The 17,154-nt window shown below is 50.5% G+C and carries 14 protein-coding genes; 7 read left to right on the top strand and 7 right to left on the bottom strand.

Going from position 1 to position 17,154, the window contains the following annotated elements; all coding sequences use genetic code 11:
- Positions 1–50: 50 nt before the first annotated feature.
- Entirely contained in the window at positions 51–1,511 is a 1,461-nt protein-coding gene (gene guaB / locus LPB67_RS06590) for an IMP dehydrogenase (RefSeq protein WP_262836309.1), read from the bottom strand.
- Positions 1,512–1,669: 158 nt separating this feature from the next.
- Between guaB and LPB67_RS06595 the strand changes: the two genes are divergently transcribed.
- Positions 1,670–2,146 carry a DUF4124 domain-containing protein gene (locus LPB67_RS06595; RefSeq protein WP_262836310.1) on the top strand — a complete coding sequence of 159 codons (477 nt, stop codon included), beginning with the start codon at positions 1,670–1,672 and terminating at the stop codon, positions 2,144–2,146.
- Between the two features lie 12 nt (positions 2,147–2,158).
- Here the strand turns inward: LPB67_RS06595 and LPB67_RS06600 are convergent, their stop codons facing one another.
- Positions 2,159–2,452 (bottom strand): RnfH family protein, encoded by a 294-nt coding sequence (locus LPB67_RS06600; RefSeq protein WP_262836311.1) that lies wholly within the window; start codon positions 2,450–2,452, stop codon positions 2,159–2,161.
- Entirely contained in the window at positions 2,445–2,876 is a 432-nt protein-coding gene (locus LPB67_RS06605; protein ID WP_262836313.1) for a type II toxin-antitoxin system RatA family toxin, read from the bottom strand. The genes LPB67_RS06600 and LPB67_RS06605 overlap by 8 nt, the downstream gene beginning before the upstream one ends.
- 125 nt (positions 2,877–3,001) lie before the next feature.
- On the opposite strand from LPB67_RS06605, the gene smpB reads away from it, so the two are divergent.
- A complete protein-coding gene (gene smpB, locus LPB67_RS06610; RefSeq protein ID WP_262836315.1) occupies positions 3,002–3,451 on the top strand; it encodes an SsrA-binding protein SmpB in 450 nt (149 codons plus the stop codon).
- Positions 3,452–3,478: 27 nt separating this feature from the next.
- On the opposite strand, the gene LPB67_RS06615 is transcribed toward smpB, so the two are convergent.
- Positions 3,479–3,895, bottom strand: coding sequence for a hypothetical protein (locus LPB67_RS06615; protein ID WP_262836316.1), 417 nt, complete (start codon positions 3,893–3,895; stop codon positions 3,479–3,481).
- A gap of 187 nt (positions 3,896–4,082) precedes the next feature.
- On the opposite strand from LPB67_RS06615, the gene ompR reads away from it, so the two are divergent.
- The 3 genes from ompR to LPB67_RS06630 all read left to right on the top strand — a co-directional run bounded on the left by ompR (position 4,083) and on the right by LPB67_RS06630 (position 7,779).
- Complete coding sequence (ompR, locus tag LPB67_RS06620; protein ID WP_262836317.1) at positions 4,083–4,844, top strand: two-component system response regulator OmpR; 762 nt, start codon at positions 4,083–4,085, stop codon at positions 4,842–4,844.
- A gap of 114 nt (positions 4,845–4,958) precedes the next feature.
- Positions 4,959–6,311, top strand: a complete 1,353-nt coding sequence (locus tag LPB67_RS06625; protein ID WP_262836318.1) for an ATP-binding protein — start codon at positions 4,959–4,961, stop codon at positions 6,309–6,311.
- A 733-nt stretch (positions 6,312–7,044) separates the two neighbouring features.
- The gene (locus LPB67_RS06630) at positions 7,045–7,779 is read left to right on the top strand and encodes a hypothetical protein (protein WP_262836319.1); all 735 of its coding nucleotides are present in this window, start codon (positions 7,045–7,047) and stop codon (positions 7,777–7,779) included.
- A gap of 68 nt (positions 7,780–7,847) precedes the next feature.
- Here the strand turns inward: LPB67_RS06630 and LPB67_RS06635 are convergent, their stop codons facing one another.
- Positions 7,848–13,100, bottom strand: coding sequence for a hypothetical protein (locus LPB67_RS06635; RefSeq protein ID WP_262836320.1), 5,253 nt, complete (start codon positions 13,098–13,100; stop codon positions 7,848–7,850).
- A 280-nt stretch (positions 13,101–13,380) separates the two neighbouring features.
- Here LPB67_RS06635 and upp point away from each other — a divergent pair, with 280 nt between their 5' ends.
- Positions 13,381–14,013 carry a uracil phosphoribosyltransferase gene (gene upp / locus LPB67_RS06640; RefSeq protein WP_262836322.1) on the top strand — a complete coding sequence of 211 codons (633 nt, stop codon included), beginning with the start codon at positions 13,381–13,383 and terminating at the stop codon, positions 14,011–14,013.
- 42 nt (positions 14,014–14,055) lie between these two features.
- Positions 14,056–15,237, top strand: a complete 1,182-nt coding sequence (locus LPB67_RS06645) for a pyridoxal phosphate-dependent aminotransferase (RefSeq protein WP_262836323.1) — start codon at positions 14,056–14,058, stop codon at positions 15,235–15,237.
- A gap of 295 nt (positions 15,238–15,532) precedes the next feature.
- Here the strand turns inward: LPB67_RS06645 and LPB67_RS06650 are convergent, their stop codons facing one another.
- Both LPB67_RS06650 and zapE read right to left on the bottom strand, forming a co-directional pair.
- Complete coding sequence (locus LPB67_RS06650; RefSeq protein ID WP_262836324.1) at positions 15,533–15,874, bottom strand: hypothetical protein; 342 nt, start codon at positions 15,872–15,874, stop codon at positions 15,533–15,535.
- A gap of 127 nt (positions 15,875–16,001) precedes the next feature.
- Positions 16,002–17,099, bottom strand: coding sequence for a cell division protein ZapE (gene zapE, locus LPB67_RS06655; protein WP_262836326.1), 1,098 nt, complete (start codon positions 17,097–17,099; stop codon positions 16,002–16,004).
- Positions 17,100–17,154 lie beyond the last annotated feature (55 nt).

Consider the following 17,154-nt stretch of genomic DNA (forward strand, 5'->3'; position numbering starts at 1 on the left):
ACTCCTGTTGACTGCACAAATACCCCGAACCACGCTATCACGCACTTTCACTAGTCAGCACGATAATTAGGTGCTTCCTTGGTGATCTGAACATCATGTACGTGGGACTCCTTCATGCCTGCCGAAGTGATTTCCACGAATTCGGCTTTGGTGTGCAGATCATCGATCGACGCACAACCGCAATAACCCATGGAAGAACGGACACCACCGACTAACTGATACAAGATCGCCAAAACGCTGCCTTTGTAAGCAACACGTCCCTCAATTCCCTCCGGCACCAATTTATCTGCGTTGTTAGACGCATCCTGGAAATAACGATCGGCAGAGCCGTCCGCCATCGCACCCAGGCTTCCCATGCCACGGTAGGATTTGTAGCTGCGCCCCTGGAACAAGATAACTTCGCCGGGTGCTTCCTCGGTACCCGCAAACATACTGCCCATCATGACTGTCGATGCGCCAGCCGCTAAAGCCTTGGATACGTCACCGGAGAAACGCACGCCGCCGTCAGCGATGCAAGGAACGCCTGTGCCCTTTAAGGCATTTGCCACGTTAGCAATCGCCGTAATTTGCGGCACGCCAACACCAGCCACGATACGGGTAGTGCAAATAGAACCGGGACCGATCCCCACTTTCACTGCGTCAGCACCGTGCTCAACCAGCGCCAATGCGGCGGCGGCGGTCGCGATATTTCCGCCAATGACTTCGATGTGAGGATACTTGGTTTTTACCCAGCGAACGCGATCCAGTACGCCTTTCGAATGACCATGCGCCGTATCGACGACGATGACATCGACGCCGGCTTTAGCCAGCAAATCAATTCTTTCGTCATTATCGGCACCAACGCCCACAGCGGCACCCACGCGCAATTTACCTTGTTCGTCTTTTGAGGCAAACGGATGTTCTGTTGATTTTTGAATATCTTTTACTGTGATTAATCCGCGCAACTCAAAGGCATCGTCAACAACCAGCACGCGCTCAAGGCGATGCTTATTCATCAAGCGCTTGGCGTCGGCCAGATCCGCACCTTCTTTAACGAACACTAGTTTTTCGCGTGGCGTCATCTTGGCGCGCGCTTCTGCATCCAATTCCTCTTCAAAGCGCAAATCACGATTGGTAATAATTCCAACCACCGATTTACCTTCGACTACCGGGAAGCCGCTGATACCATGCTGTTGCGATAAGGCAATCACATCGCGTATTTTCATATCCGGCGGTATCGTAATCGGATCACGCAATACGCCAGACTCAAAACGCTTCACTTTGGCAACTTCTCTCGCCTGCTCTTTCGCAGTGAGGTTTTTATGAATAATGCCGATACCACCTTCCTGAGCCATGGCAATAGCCAATCTGGCCTCAGTCACGGTATCCATGGCAGCAGAGACCAAAGGAATATTCAGCTTGATCTTGCGAGTCAGATTGGTCGCAAGAGAAGTATCTTTTGGGAGGATGTTCGAGTATGCCGGAACGAGCAGCACGTCATCAAAAGTGAGTGCTTTTTGGAGTAAACGCATAGTATTTCCTATAGGCGCAAAACCGAATTATACAGAAAACTTGCCGAGACGTCTCGTACCGTGTAAAACTCTGGAAAATCATCACCGAGATTACTCCTGATTTTTTCTGAAAGCCAAGTATGACCAAACATCAAACATCATTTTTTCTGGGCGCAATCATGGCGTTGCTCATATCGGTTCCGGCACATGCGCAGTATGTGTGGCTGGACGACAAAGGGAACAAACAATTCTCCGACATGCCGCCGCCTTTGAATGTCCCCAAGAACCGGATTATCAAAGCGCCTAATAAAACTGCGGAAACCAGCTTGCCAGCGGCAGATAAGCCCGCTGCATCGACTCCAGGCAATGCCGACCAGAACAAACTGGAAAAGCCTGTGACGACCGCCAGCAAAAATGAGGACTTCATGAAGCGTCGCGCCGAGCAAGCGGCCAAAGACAAAAAAGCCGCAGAGGAAGCGCAAAATAATGCGGATAAAGCCAAGAACTGCGAACGCGCCAAGTCATACCAAAAAGCGCTGGAATCCGGCGTCCGTATTGCAACTACGGGAAAGGATGGAGAGCGAAGTTACATGGACGATGGCAAAAGAGCACAAGAATTAGCTGATGCAAAACGCACCATGGCTGGCTGTCAATAAGCTGTTAGATCGCTATTTACCTTGTTTTCTGGCGCGACGCCGACGAGCCTCCATGGGGTCGGCGACGAGGGCCCGATAAATCTCGACCCTATCGCCGTCTCGCAACAAGGTATCCGGCGATTTGAGTTTGCCAAAAATCCCGAATTTACAGGTTTTGAGATCGATTTCCCGATGTTTTAAACAAATCTGGCTTTGCTCAATGGCATCCAGCAAATTCATATCAGTGGGTATATGTATCTCCAGCATGGTTACCACGTCCGGTGTGGCAAAACATATCTGGACTTTAATTTTGTTGGAATCATCCATATAATTTTTCCGCGTGCGCGCAAAAAGAATCGACGAAGCTATTCGCAATTTTACTGAACACGGGACCAATCAAGTGTTCAAGCAATTTACTGGAAAATTCATAGCTCAAATCAAATTCAATCTTGCAGGCATCTTCACGCAATTCGGTGAACTTCCATCGACCAAGTAGCTGTCTGAATGGGCCGTCCACCAGATTCATCTCCATCAGATGGGGTGGAGCATTCGTATTTTTTGTCGTAAATCTCTGCTTAATTCCGTGATAATTGATGGATAATGTTGCGGTCAGGTCTTGTTCTGTGCGCTGCGCTACATCAACCTCGCCGCACCATGGTAAAAATTGTGGATAATCTTCTACCCGTTCAACCAAGGCAAACATTTGCGCTGCGCTATAGGCGATAAAAACTGTTTTGTGTACGACTGCCATCAATAAGACCCGTTTGCTAGAAAAACATTCGAAATTTTAACCGACCTGTTTCTATTTCCAACATCAGCGGCAATGCATTTACGCTGCTGTTGTGAAGAAGAGAATGTCATTTATTTTTATATTGCATGAGTATTGCTGATAACAAAAAAGCCTTCCATGATTATTTCATCGAAGAACAATTCGAAGCCGGTATTGTATTGCAAGGATGGGAAGTTAAGTCCATACGCGCAGGCCGCGCTCAATTAAAAGAAGCCTACGTCATTGTCCGTAACGGTGAAATTTTCTTATTCGGCGCCCATATCGGCGCCCTGCCTACCGCCTCAACCCATATCCATCCGGATTCGGTACGTACACGCAAGTTGCTCTTGAATGCGGCAGAAATTAACAAGCTAATTGGCAAGGTGGAACGCGCGGGCTATACCCTGGTTCCATTGAATATGCATTACACCAATGGACGGGTGAAGTGTCAGATTGGCTTAGCAAAAGGGAAGAAACAGCACGACAAGAGGGATTCGGAAAAAGAACGTGACTGGCAAAGAGAGCAGCAAAAAATCATGAAGCAGCATCGTCGATAAAATTTTTTATCGAATCTGAACAGCTATTTACTTGGAAGGGACATAAATATCATGTCCCGCATCCTGAATCTGACGCCGCAGAGCCCGGCGCTCATCTAAGGTCATACGACTGCGTTTCTGGGTCGTTTCCGACTTATCCGCAGCAGCGTGCTCAAGATTTTTTTTCGCATCGATGCCCTCTGGTTCGCCCCCGTCACGGACTGGCTGCGAGTTCACTTTCCGCTCTTGTTGCAATATTTTTTGCTCTTTACGTTCTGCCTGATGCGCATTATTCTGTCCCCTTGGAAAACCAAAGAAATTACCAAATCGTCCAGGTTCCGCGCATGCAACGCCTGCCGACATCAGCGTCAACACAAGCACAGAACAGCGTAAGTACGATATATTCATTTGGTTAGTCGAAATGAGTAAGGCAAAAAACCGGAAGGTCTCTTCCAGACAAATCATTTACTACGTTATGATTCAAGCGAAATTCTAAGCCTAAATTTGTCGATGAGCAGCTAATTAATTACTTGACTTGAGTTTATGCGGTGTTATATCCACACGACGCAGCAAATCAGTAAAGTCTGTAACAGTTTGTAATCCATTAACAATATTTACCAATCAACTCCATTTCTGACGGTAACATACGAGCATGAATAATATCAATTCCTCTCCTGATTCCCTCAATAGCAGTGGCAGCAAGGCAAAAATTTTAGTCGTTGATGACGATGTGCGACTACGGGATTTATTGCGCCGCTATTTAACAGAGCAAGGTTTCAATGTCGTCAGCGCTGAAAATGCCCAGGCAATGAATAAGCTATGGATACGCGAACGCTATGACCTGCTGGTGCTCGATTTAATGCTGCCTGGCGAGGATGGCTTGGCAATTTGCCGGCGTTTACGCGGTGCCGGTGATAAGACGCCAATCATCATGCTGACCGCCAAGGGTGAAGAAGTGGATCGTATCATCGGCCTGGAAATGGGGGCAGACGATTACCTGCCAAAACCCTTCAGCCCGCGTGAATTGGTCGCTCGCATCAATGCCGTGCTACGCCGCAAAGTGCCGGATGAATTGCCAGGCGCGCCATCGGAAGGCCCTCAAACATTTGAATTCGGCGATTTCGTTCTGGATCTCGCGACGCGTACACTGAAAAAAAACCAGGAAAATATTAGCCTGACCACAGGTGAATTTTCTGTACTAAAAGTATTCGCCCGACATGCAAGACAGCCTTTGTCACGCGAGAAACTGATGGAACTTGCCCGTGGTCGCGAATATGAAGTATTCGACCGCAGCCTTGACGTCCAGATTTCACGCTTGCGCAAATTGATCGAACCGGATCCATCGAATCCGCTTTACATTCAAACCGTCTGGGGTCTGGGATACGTGTTCATCCCGGATGGACAATCCCGCTAAACCCAATTAAACCGGATATGCCTGCAACTGGCGCGTTCTATGCAGGTTCTTCGGATCTGAGATCTCCGTATTGTATTTTTCATACCTTCCTCACCTCAATTACACCCTCGCTCAATGCGTACTTATCTGAATAGTTTTGACTGGTTAGGAAGCGGACTGTTTTGGCGCACATTTTTCCTCCTGGCAATTCTGGTAATGAGTAGCATGGTGGCCTGGTTCGCCAGCTTTCGCATGGTGGAACGCGCTCCGCGTACGCAACAAATCGCTGCCCAAGTCGTATCCATCGTTACCATCACCCGTGCCGCCCTGACCCACTCTGCGTTGGACAAACGTCGAGAATTGCTATTCGATCTTGCCAGCAATGATGGCATTCGCGTGTATTTGCTTGAGGACACGGACAATGTTGAAGAGCAGGAGCCTACGCCGGCATTCGAAGAGTTACGCATTGCGATTCAGCGTAAATTAGGTAAAACGACCCGTTTTGCCAAAAACGTGAATGACGTCAGTGGATTCTGGATCAGCTTCGATATCGATGAAGACCAATATTGGCTGCGACTGGATCAAGAACGGATTGAACAAACCACGGGCATACAAGTGTTAGGATGGGCTGCGACTACTTTATTCCTGACGCTAATAGGCGCAGCAATCATTTCAAAACTGATTAACGATCCGCTTGCGCGCCTGAGCAATGCTGCACGCATGCTGGCCAAAGGCAAAATACCCAAGCCGTTGCCGGAAAAAGGGCCAAAGGAAATTAAAGAAACGAACAACAGCTTTAACCAGATGGTTGAGGATTTGGAACGTATTGAATCCGATCGCGCGATCATTCTGGCCGGCATTTCCCACGATCTGCGGACGCCGCTTGCCCGCATGCAGCTTGAAGTCGAGATGGCAAACCTGTCGGAAGAGTCGCGCCATGGCATGCAAAGTGATCTGGGTCAGATGGACGATATTATTGGTCAATTTCTGGACTATGCGAAACCCCTGAATACCGTCGCACTCGACACCATTGACCTGACCGAATTACTTATCCAAGTGGTGGAAGAATCGTCTCGCCTGACGGACGTACAAATCCGTTCGTCCATTACGGCTGACGTACGCATCTCCGGCAATGCCGTGGAACTGAAACGACTATTTCATAATCTGATTGAAAATGCCCGACGCTATGGCAAAACCCCGGGTACGGATATAGTCAAAATCGATCTGCAATGTGCCTATAAAAATAAAGAGAAAAAACAAGGCCTGTATATCAACTTGCGAGACTATGGCGTGGGGGTAGAAAACGAGGACATCTCGCGCTTACTACGTCCATTCACCCGAGCGGATACCTCACGCAGTCAGGCCAATGGCTCGGGCCTGGGATTGGCAATCGTCGATAAAATCATTAAACGTCATGGCGGCCGGCTCCGCATTTCCAATCATGCGAATGGTGGTTTCGTCGTTCTCATCGCCCTTCCTTCTATCTGAGAATCTATTCAGAATTTTTTTACTCTCTTAGCAATACGAAGAAAACCAAACTAACAAACTGGGGCTCGTGTTGATAGTGTTGATAGTGTTGAGTTTCTTCCAACGTCGCCGGGATTTTTAAAGTCAGGCGAAAGAAGATTGTAAGAGCTAGCACTGCTGCATGAATACTAAAGTGTGGAGCTCATCTGGTTTAGCAATTTCTACGGGAGCGGCCAATATGTCGCGGACGCCTTGGATAACTGGCTCTCCGGCATTACCTCATCGACCAGTACCTATATGACTTGCAATAAGGATGTTTGGTGCAACGTGAATCTCTCAAATACCTCTGTTTTATCAGTGACGTCTCGGCCATCGTCACCGTAAATCGTATGCAATAAGCCTTGCGTATCGACGACGATATCGCGTTTTATTCCTGAGACTATCCCTCTTGCGCCTTCGCCTTTCTGTTGCAAGTCAGTATTGATTTAACAAGCTTTACGTGGCAGCATCCGGGATTCGTCTTAAATTCCTTATGTCCGAAGTGCAACGCGTGTCAAATGAAAAATATATGTTCAAAAATTTCTGCGCAATTCCGTCTACCTCCAACAAGATCTCTTTACGGAGAGAGGTGTTGGTCAGAGCTCAGCGGTCTGATAGTTTAAATCATTCTGATCTACGGCTTATGTCGATGACTACACGACAGAAACGGCTCCCGCCCTCACATTTTTACCGAATTGGCATACGTACATGGGTGATGCTTGTTCTATCCGTTGGACTCAGTCTATCTTCAGAATTAACTCTGGCAGCGCCACCTAATGATTTTCGGGTACTGACGGACGATATAAGTACACCGGGCAGCAAAACTCTCAAGATTCAATCGAGTGTGGCACGACCATCGTCAAATTTTTCTCCTGATTCTGGACGACTCTTTCAAGGATTGGGAGAACTGGCGTATGGGTTATCAGAGCAATGGGAAATCAGTGCCCAGGCCCCAGTAACACGACTCAATGGAAATTGGTACTCAAACGGTATCAATCTGGAACTGCAGTATGTAGCTCCTCATGATGACGATGATGGTTTTTATTGGGGAGCTCGTACCGAACTGGGCTACGCGTCACAGGAAGATGACAAGCGGACTTGGCAGGCAGAGTTCCGACCTATTCTCGGTTATCGGATTTCCGATTGGCATTTTGCGATGAATCCGGCGGTCACCACCGCATTGAGCGGCGAGGATAGAAAAGCCAAATTTGAACCATCGGCCAAGCTGTCATACCAGGTAGATAAATCAAATGCGGTGAGCATGGAGTATTTTGTCGACGCTGGCCCGCTCTCCCATTTTTTGCCGCGCAGTCGCCGTAACGAGCTTGCCCTGATAGTTTTGGATTCCAAAATTGGAAAATCCGAGATTAATCTCGGGGTTGGACGCGGGATGACGAGTATCTCAGACCGCTGGGTCGTCAAATTCATCTTGTCCACTACGCTGGATTAAGCGCAGGCTATCCGAGGTAAGGTACAGACGCCCGAGTGTTTGATGAAACCCTAGGTTACTTCTTCGGCTTATTTTTTTGCCGTACCACTCACTGCATTCAATTCATAAGACATGCGTAAGTTGGCATCAGACTTAAGCGCGGCAGCCTGTGCTGGCAATGCGGCTGCAACAGGCCGAGATACATCGGCATTTTGCAATACCGCAGCATGCGAAGTCTGCTGAAAGCTCAACGTTCCCCAGGCCGCGGCTGTTGCCACACTGGCAAATGCTAACACGCCAGCCAGAACGGAAGTACGCAGGCGAAATCCTGGTAATCCAGCATCTGGAGCATGATTAAAATCGGCAGGCAATTCGACTACTACCGGTGCTTGTGCCAGCATCTCTTGCGCACGTTGACGCCAGACTGCACTTTGCTCCTGATTTTTAGACAAGCGGTTAATCAACTCATTGGCAACTGTTGCTGCCTGCAGGTGCTCCTGCTCTAACTGCAAGCGCAAATCTTCGGCCTTTTTTTGTTTCGCAATCTGATCGTTCTGGACTTGAATCAAGGATATTTCATACTGGCGCTGCGCTAGTTCCAATGCTTCTTCCGCCGCAGTTTGAGCCGCTTCTGCTATTGCTGCCGCTTGCGTCTCTGCCATCAATTTTTCTTGCAATAACTCATGCGTTCTTTGTTCCTGAGCAATACGTTGCAAGGCTTGTTGATGCAATTCTTCATCGACCGCTTTTTGATTTTCCAGGGACTGATTAATCGCTTGCTGTGCTTGCAGGCGCTCTTGCTCAGCCGCGAGCAGCTCAGCTTGCAATTGCTCTTGTTTACTCAATTCCTGTTCAACTAACGCACGGGCCTGCATCACTTGTTCTGCTGCTTGAGTGAGCTGGTTTTCCAGCGCCAGTTTTTCCTGTGCGGCGATGATTGCGGCCTGTTCTGCTTGCAGGCGACGCTCGCTTTGCAGGCAAAGCTCTCGTTCAATTTGGACGCGCTGTTCCGATTCGCTCAATAATTGTTTTTCAAACGTCATTTTTTGATTGATCGTTTCAAGTGCAAGCGCATTGGTTTTGATCGCATCGGCCTGCAATTGATTCTGCTCTTGCGTCATGATGAGATTTTTTTGCGCTAATTCGGCGGCTTGCAACTCATTATGCTGCAGAGTCAATAATTCATCGGCATGTGCCTGGGCTAAAGCTGCATGTTGCGCCTGCGTTTGCGCATATTGTTGCGCTAGCAGTAACGCTTCTTGTTCCGCCAGATACTTGGCCTGCGCTGCCTCACGTGCATCTTGCTCGACTTGCGCTTTACGTTGACATACAGCGAGATAGTCATGCTCTGCCTGAACGCGTTGCGCAGCCTCTTCCGCTGCCAATTGTTCGGCTAAACGTTTTTGTTGAAGCAAACTGACGAGTTGTAATTCTGACGCCGCTTTTTCATTTTCCAGATGGGCTAACTCGGTTGCTTCGCGCACTTTATTTTCGGTAGCGGCCAGAGCCGTTTGTTTCGCCTCGGCATGCTCAGTTGAAGCAGCAAACAAAGCGCGCTCAGCATTCAATAATTCTTGCGCGTAGTGATTTGCCATCGTCTCTTGCTCAGCACGTTGTTGAGCTAACCGGGCAAGTTCTTGCTCGGCGAATAAACGCTCCTGCACTTGTTGTTGCGCGGTCGTCTCTGCATCAAGCTTGGCTTGCAATTGTGCCGACAATTCGCTTTCTGTGTCGAGACGTTCACGTTCTGCCGCGGCAGATGTCAGCAGCAATTGTGTTTTTTCTTGCAACGCAGCTGCGGCCTGGCGTTTGACCAGGGATTCTTCGACAGAGACCGTCAGCCATTGTTTTTCCTGCAAATTAAACGACTCAACACTGAGTGCGGACTCCTCTTCTGCCTGCAAGCGAGCCTGAGCCAGAGCCTGCTGTTCTTGTTCGGCCTGTTTGCGGGTCTGAGCTGCAATCAGGAGGCGGGCTTCTACATCAAGACGTTCTTGTATCGATGCCTGCAAAGCGGTTTCTGCATCGGTACGCTCGACGATTAAACCTGCCAGAGCTTGTTGCTCCGCTAAATTTTTTTCTGCTAATTGAGCCAATAGCGTTTGCGCATCGGCTTGTGCGGCGATTTCCTGATACAACAATTCACTGCTACGCAAAGCGGCTTCAACTGCTTTTTTCGTCGCAGCTTCAGCCTGTTGATGCGCCTCTGCGAATTGCGCTAGCGCTTGTTCGGCGGTTAACCTGGCGTTGGTTTCTTGCAGTGTATTTTGCTCGGCAGCCAGTTTCGCTGCGGTTGTCGCCAGCAAGGCTTCCTCAGCCTCCAGCCGCAGACGGGCAGCCAATTCCAGGTCGGCTAGCTTGTGCGCTTTTTCAACGGTAACTTGATGCGCCTTGTGCTTGGTGTCTGCATAAGTCTTGACTTGCTGATGCAGCTCTTGTTGTGCCAGCAGATCCGCTTCTGCTGCGGCATTTGCTTGTTGCTCAATTACAGCACGGGACTGGGCAAGAATTGCTGCCTGTTTTTCGGTTTCGGCTCTGGCTATCGCCGCATCGGATGCCAGTTTTTCGGCAGCCAGTCGCTCTTGCTGCGATTGATTCTCCTCTTTAAGTGCAAGCGCCTTTTTCTCTTCCAAAGCGAGTTTATCCTGCAATGCAGCCAAGGCACTTTGTTGCGCCAGAGTTTTTTCTTTTTCCAGACGTGTCAATTGCGCCGCTGTCAGTGCGCGTGCTTCGGCAGCCAAGGCTGCCTCCTGCTCTGCTGCCGCTGCAGCCTGCGCTTGCACCAATGCCTCTTGCTCAGCTTTTGATTGAATTTCAGCCGATTGTCTGGCTTGCTTTTCGATTTCCAGGCGGGCTAAGTGTGCCGCTTCCTGCTCGCGTTCCAATTGAATCTTGGCATCGATCTCGGCTAATAATTGTTTTTCTGCCTGTAATTTTTGTTGGATCGCATCGAGTGCTTTTTGCTCGGACTCTGCACGTTGCGTCAAGGTTTTTTGCAGTTCCAATAATTCACTGACTTTTAACTGTGCGGTGGCAGCCGTTTGCTTTTGCAATGCGGCATGCTCAGTAATTTTTTCCAGACGCACCTGTTCAGCCTGAATCAGTGCCTGGCGTGCTTCGCGTGCCTCGGCTTCTTGTTGGTGACGCGCTTGTAGCAAGGCGGTGTGTTCGCGATCGGCCTGGGCACGCGCGAGCGCTTCTTCCGTGGCTTGTTTTTCAGCTTCGAGTTTTTCTTGCGCAGCCAGGGCAGCATCGCGTTCTGCTTCAAAACGCACTTGCTCCAGACGCGTGATTTCAACTACTTGACGGGTTTTGACCAAGGCTATTTTTGCCGCCTTGCGCTGCATTTCGGTTTGCATGCGCGCTTGTTCCAGCGCATGCTTCTCGGCAGTCGCCACCGCCTCGAGCGCCATGCGTTGCTGGCGCTCGGATTGTTCTTTGGCTTGCGCCACTACTTTGGCCTCTTGTTCGGCACGCAGGCGTGACTCGGTTTCGATCTGCGCGACTTGCTCCATCACGAGCTTTTCTTGGGTGAGTTTCAATACCTCTTGTACGGCATTTGCACGTTTGCGCTCGACCAGCAGCTTCTCCTGTACTACGTCGAGCGCTTTTATTTCGTCTTGCGTGCGTTGTTGCTGCACCGCCAGCAGTTCATTCGCTTTTTGTTCTTTTTGTAGATGGGCCGCGGCCAGTTGTTGCTGCAATTCGACTTGCTCCATGGTTTTCTCCAAGGTCAATTTCTCTGCCTGACAACTGGTTTCTTGTGCGATGCGGGCAACTTGCTCCGCCTCTTTCTGCATGCGCAGGATTTCCGCATGGGCTTGCTCTGCCTTGGCGCGGGCATTGGCTTCGTCAATTTTTTGTTGTTCGAGAATGAGTTTTTCTTGTAAAGCCTGCGCCGCTTTTTCTTCGGCTTCTGCGCGCATTTTTTCAGCTTTTGCCAATTCCATCGCATTGCGCGCCTTTAACGCAGAGGCAATATTCGCTTTCTTCAGCACAACGGCTTTGTAGGTCGATGCTTTTAAGGCTTGTTGCTCCGAATTAGCTTGTTCTCTGGCGATCTCTTCGGCCTGCTGGTCAACCATGCTACGTTCTTTGACCAGCATCATGACGCGCTGCTCTTCTTGTGCACGTTGCTGGGCGACCTTGGCGGCATGTTGTTCTGCGATACGGCGCTGTTTAGCCTGCTCTGCGGCCTCAGCTTCTGCCTCAAGCCGGGCGCGGGTTTCGGCATCGGCCTGTTGTTCGACTTCGATACGCATCAGCGCCTGTGACTGCAGTTCTTTTTCGGTCTGGATCCGCTGCTCAGTCACGCGCTGGATACGCTCTTCTGCATCGCGGCGTGCTTGCGCCGTGGCCGCGGCAACCACCTCGGATTGCTCACGCCTGGCGGAGGCATTGCGCAATTCCAGCTCAGCTTGCATACGCAGCTGTATCGCGGAGGCTGCACGGCGATCCGATTCGGCACGGGCCTGGGCGATCGCTTCATGCTCTTGCTCGACCGCGACCCTTGCCAAGGCGTCTTCACGCGCACGGACTTCGGCCGGGGCGCGATTAATCGCGAATTCCAATGCCATTGCCTCGGCCTGATCCCGCTCCTGGCTGACTTTGAGCGCTTCGCTGCGGACTTTTGCCAGCATCTCAGTAGTTTCACGCGCGTCTTTATCACGGCGCTCCCGTTCTCTGGCTAACTCTGCGATACGGGCATCGGCACGGGCCCGCTCTTCAGCTTCGTTTTTTGCGGATTGCGATGCGGCAAAGCGTTCGGCAGCCCAGTTGCGGGCATTTTGGGTTTCTTTGGCGAGTCTCTCTGCGGCAGTTTTCGCTTTGGCATTGATCTCGGTATCGGCTTGCAATTGTTCGGTGGCTCTTTGCTTGGCTTCCAATTCGAGTTTGGAACGTTTTTCGGCCTGTTCACGCGCTAAGGTTTCTAGTCTGGCGCGCTCTTGTAAATCCTGCGTCTCCTGACTGACAGCGGCGATTCTGGCCTGGCTGGCGGCACGAGCCTGGCGCTCGGCAATCAGGCGCGCATGACTGCCCGCCATCGCATCTTCTTCTAACTGGACTTTTTGTTGCGCAAGATTGGCAGCTTCGGCCTCCGCTTCGGCCCTGGCTTCGGCTAATGCACGGGCGCGGGCTTCCGCCTGTATCCGGGTTTCGGTAGCAACTGTTGCCCGGGCCTCAGCTTCTACACGGGCAATCGCTTCCCGGATGCCTTTGATGTCGATGCGGGAGTTCGATTCCAGCGCCTCGTCAGAAGTATGAAAATCATCCCGTTGACCAGCGTCCATAGGCACTAAGCCCAGGGATAATCTGTTTAACAATGTTTGATTCGCATCCATACCCTGCTCCTGATTTGGTAACCGCTCCTGGTGGCCGACTGTGTTGAGTGCGGCGGCTCGCCGGAACTTCTTAACATGGATTATCACTGAAACATTTGCAAACAATTGAAAGAGCAGAACCGGAAAACAGGCTTAATTCCATTTTTAGCAATTCATCGAATCAGGGAGAAAAATATGAAAAAGACTTGCCTGCTTCACTCACACAAGAGGCGCGGGGACGTAAAATAGCGGCTGGTTCATTTTGAACATCAACTGAACACCCAATTTACGGAGAATTATCTTGTCAGACTACGTGACCGAAATCAGACACCCGCTGATGCAACACAAACTCACCCTGATGCGCAGCAAAGACACCACGACGGACAACTTCCGTCGCTTGTTGCGTGAAATCAGCCAGATGCTGGCATATGAAGTCACACGCGACCTGCCGCTGGAAAGCGTGACCATCGAAACACCGATGGCAACTATCGAAGCACCGACCATCAGCGGTAAGAAACTCTGCGTTATTTCCGTCTTGCGCGCTGGCAATGGCATTCTGGACGGCATGCTGGATCTGTTACCGGCAGCACGCGTCGGTCATATCGGTCTGTACCGCGATCCAGTCACGCTGCAGCCAGTCGAATATTATTTCAAGGTACCGGAAGACATCGCTGATCGCCTGGTGATCGTGGTCGATCCTATGCTGGCCACTGGCAACTCTGCAGTGGCGGCAATCGACCGCATCAAGAAAAGTGGCGCAACCACCATCAAGCTCGTCTGCTTGCTGGCGGCACCGGAAGGCATCAAAGTCATGCAGGCAGCACATCCGGACGTGCCCATCGTGACGGCTTCGGTCGATCAATGTCTGAACGATCATGGCTATATCGTGCCTGGTTTGGGCGATGCCGGTGATCGTTTGTTTGGTACCAAATAAGTCATCATTAATTCATCCTTTTATAACTATTTATAACTATTGATGATTTCATCCGTTACGGCTTCTTCAGCAGCATTGGTTCCTGCGTCTAAATTGCCGGAGGTTGGCACGACGATTTTTTCTGTCATGTCGGCCCTGGCGACAGAAAAAAATGCGGTCAATCTCGGTCAGGGTTTCCCGGATTTTGATTGCGATCCTGCGCTGGTCGAGGCCGTCAGCAAGGCCATGCTGGGTGGACATAATCAATATCCGCCGATGGCAGGTGTACCGCTGTTGCGTGCAGAGATCGCGCGCAAGATCAAGGCAATCTATGGCCGTCCGTATGATGCTGAGAGCGAAATCACGGTTACCGCCGGCGCAACCCAGGGCATTTTGACGATCCTGCTGGCTTGCGTGCACCCAGGCGATGAGGTCATCGTGATTGAGCCAGCGTATGACAGCTACGTACCGTCTATCCGCCTGGCGGGCGGTGTGCCGGTCTTGGTTTCAATGGAACTGGGAGCTGGGGGCTATAAAATTCCCTGGGATAAAGTAGCGGCCAGCATCACAGGCAAAACCCGTCTGCTCATGCTGAACTCACCGCACAATCCGACCGGCTCCGTTATGAACGAGACGGATATTCAGGCATTAGCCAGTATCGTACGCGACACTAAAATCCTGATTGCCTCAGACGAAGTTTATGAACACATGGTGTTTGACGGTGTGCGGCACGAGTCTTTATGCCGGCACGAAGAACTCGCTGAACGCAGCTTCATCATCTCGAGTTTCGGCAAAACCTATCATGTGACCGGCTGGAAGGTCGGCTATGTCGCCGCCTCGGCAGCCTTGATGCGCGAGTTTCGCAAGGTGCATCAGTTCAATGTCTTCACCGTGAACACACCGATGCAAGTCGGCCTGGCGCATTTTTTAGCGAATCCGACACCCTATAGTGAGCTGTCCGCGTTTTACCAGCAAAAGCGCGACTTGTTCCGCGACGGACTGGCAAGTTCCCGTTTCAAGCTCCTGCCGGCGCAAGGCACTTATTTCCAGTGCGTTGATTATTCAGCGATTTCCGATCAGCCTGAACTGCATTTTGCACGCTGGCTGACCAGCGAAGTTGGGGTGGCGGCGATTCCGGTGTCGGCGTTTTATCAACACGGCAAAGAATCAGGGATCGTTCGTTTTTGCTTTGCGAAACAGGAAAAGACATTACAGGAAGCATTGCAGCGCTTGCGCTCAATATAGATATTTAGGCAAAGTATATTTAAACCGCCCCACATACACTGCGCAATCGGCACTATTTTTAAATAGAACTGCCGTAAAACGACAAGCTGCCTACAACAAGCCACATTGAATCCGCAGGCTGGATGCGGCTTTCAGAGACATTTCGTGCCAACAGGCACGCCCAGCTTGCGGGTTCATTCGATTATCAAAGGCCATGGTTCGAGTTTCTCCCTTGCCTTTGTTCCGTGTCTCTGTGGTGAGAGGTTTTGGTTTTTGCGTAAGTCCTATTGACCATACTCCCCCCATTTTTACCAAATTACGGGTGATTTTTACGCTTCAATTCATTATCCAGATGTTCGATATGGTCTTTACGCAAAAATGCTTTCGCCTCAAGCGACACTCTTTGCAAAATCAGCTTGTATTTACGCCGCGTCAGCTTGGCATTATCGAGGCAAGCATTGACAAAAAAGCGGTCGTAACACGCATGCTCGGCAAGCAGGAACCAGCTTTGCAATTGTTTTTGCAAGGGCTGCACCTCATCTAACGCCGACTCGGCCAGCAACACGCTTTGTATGGTGCCCGGCGCATAATGCGAGTCGAGTCTGGCAATCTCACCGGATAAATCCTGAAGCGAAGTACCCGTAGTTTGCGCTTGCACGCTAATACTCAATAGGCCCGTCAAAGCGATTGCACAAAATTGATTTAATAGACGTAGACGTTTGAAAAAAAACTTAAGCAGCATACTTAACACCTTCATGAATGGATAATGCTCCTGCGCAATCGCATCAGACAATCGCATCCGTAATATGGCGCTGATCGGCATCCATATATTCTTTGGATTGCATCTCGATGATACGCGATACCGTCCGGTGGAATTCGTTCGACAAAGTACCTTGAGTGTACAGTTCTTCAGGAGCGACTTCGGCAGACATGATCAATTTCACCTTGTTATCGTAAAACACATCGATCAGCCAGGTAAACCGGCGCGCCTCAGAGGACATTGCAGCCGACATCCGCGGAATCGATGACAGGATGACGGTATGGAAACGGCTGGCGATTTCCAGGTAATCATTTTGCGAACGCGGACCGCCACACAGGGTGTTGAAATCGAACCAGACCGCACTGCCGGCGCGGCGTAGGGCTTTGATATCGCGCCCCTCGATATTCACCCGCACATCTTCGTCGATGGTCTCGGCGATTTTGGCAAAAGCCGTACGCAATGCCTGATCGGTCGCCGCATTCAGCGGCTGCAGGTAAGCCTGCACCTGCTCCAGCACACGCTTACGATAATCGTTGCCTGAATCGACATTCAAAACATCCAGGCGTTCTTTAATCAAAGCGATCGTCGGTAGCATACGATCACGATGCAAACCTTCCGGATACAAAGTTTCAGGCTGATAATTCGAGGTCATCACGAACGATACCCCGTTATCGAACAAAGCTTTAAGCAAGTTATACAAGAGCATGGCATCTGCCACGTCAGATACATGAAATTCATCGAAGCAGATCAGGCGATGCTTTTTGGCGATCCTGCGCGCGACTTCATTGAGCGGATCGGCAACCCCTTTGAGCTCATCGAGCTGACGGTGCACGGCACGCATGAATTCATGGAAATGCAGCCGGGTCTTACGCACTACCGGCACCACGGAATAGAAACTGTCCATCAAAAACGATTTACCCCGCCCCACCCCACCCCACATATACACGCCCCGCGGCACATCCGGGCGGGTAATCAGTCGGGTCAGTTTATTGGCGCGCTTGGATTTGTACTGCACCCATTCGTCATAGGCTTGCTGCAGACGATCGACGGCACGCTGTTGCGCAGCATCCGATTGAAACCCGCGGCGATTCAGTGCATCTTGATAAAACTCTAAAACATTCATTCTCTACCGTCGCCATCACCAATATGAACGCGCCGCTGACAGGATAATCCTATCA

This window comes from Undibacterium sp. Jales W-56, from assembly GCF_025548535.1.
In the GTDB taxonomy this organism is placed as follows: domain Bacteria; phylum Pseudomonadota; class Gammaproteobacteria; order Burkholderiales; family Burkholderiaceae_D; genus Undibacterium.

Bases quoted from the DNA above. Each gene is read 5' to 3' on its own strand.
- guaB (WP_262836309.1), bottom strand. From the start codon at position 1,511: ATGCGTTTACTCCAAAAAGCACTCACTTTTGATGACGTGCTGCTCGTT.
- LPB67_RS06595 (WP_262836310.1), top strand. From the start codon at position 1,670: ATGGCGTTGCTCATATCGGTTCCGGCACATGCGCAGTATGTGTGGCTG.
- LPB67_RS06600 (WP_262836311.1), bottom strand. From the start codon at position 2,452: ATGGATGATTCCAACAAAATTAAAGTCCAGATATGTTTTGCCACACCG.
- LPB67_RS06605 (WP_262836313.1), bottom strand. From the start codon at position 2,876: ATGGCAGTCGTACACAAAACAGTTTTTATCGCCTATAGCGCAGCGCAA.
- smpB (WP_262836315.1), top strand. From the start codon at position 3,002: ATGAGTATTGCTGATAACAAAAAAGCCTTCCATGATTATTTCATCGAA.
- LPB67_RS06615 (WP_262836316.1), bottom strand. From the start codon at position 3,895: ATGATTTGTCTGGAAGAGACCTTCCGGTTTTTTGCCTTACTCATTTCG.
- ompR (WP_262836317.1), top strand. From the start codon at position 4,083: ATGAATAATATCAATTCCTCTCCTGATTCCCTCAATAGCAGTGGCAGC.
- LPB67_RS06625 (WP_262836318.1), top strand. From the start codon at position 4,959: ATGCGTACTTATCTGAATAGTTTTGACTGGTTAGGAAGCGGACTGTTT.
- LPB67_RS06630 (WP_262836319.1), top strand. From the start codon at position 7,045: ATGCTTGTTCTATCCGTTGGACTCAGTCTATCTTCAGAATTAACTCTG.
- LPB67_RS06635 (WP_262836320.1), bottom strand. From the start codon at position 13,100: ATGGATGCGAATCAAACATTGTTAAACAGATTATCCCTGGGCTTAGTG.
- LPB67_RS06645 (WP_262836323.1), top strand. From the start codon at position 14,056: ATGATTTCATCCGTTACGGCTTCTTCAGCAGCATTGGTTCCTGCGTCT.
- zapE (WP_262836326.1), bottom strand. From the start codon at position 17,099: ATGAATGTTTTAGAGTTTTATCAAGATGCACTGAATCGCCGCGGGTTT.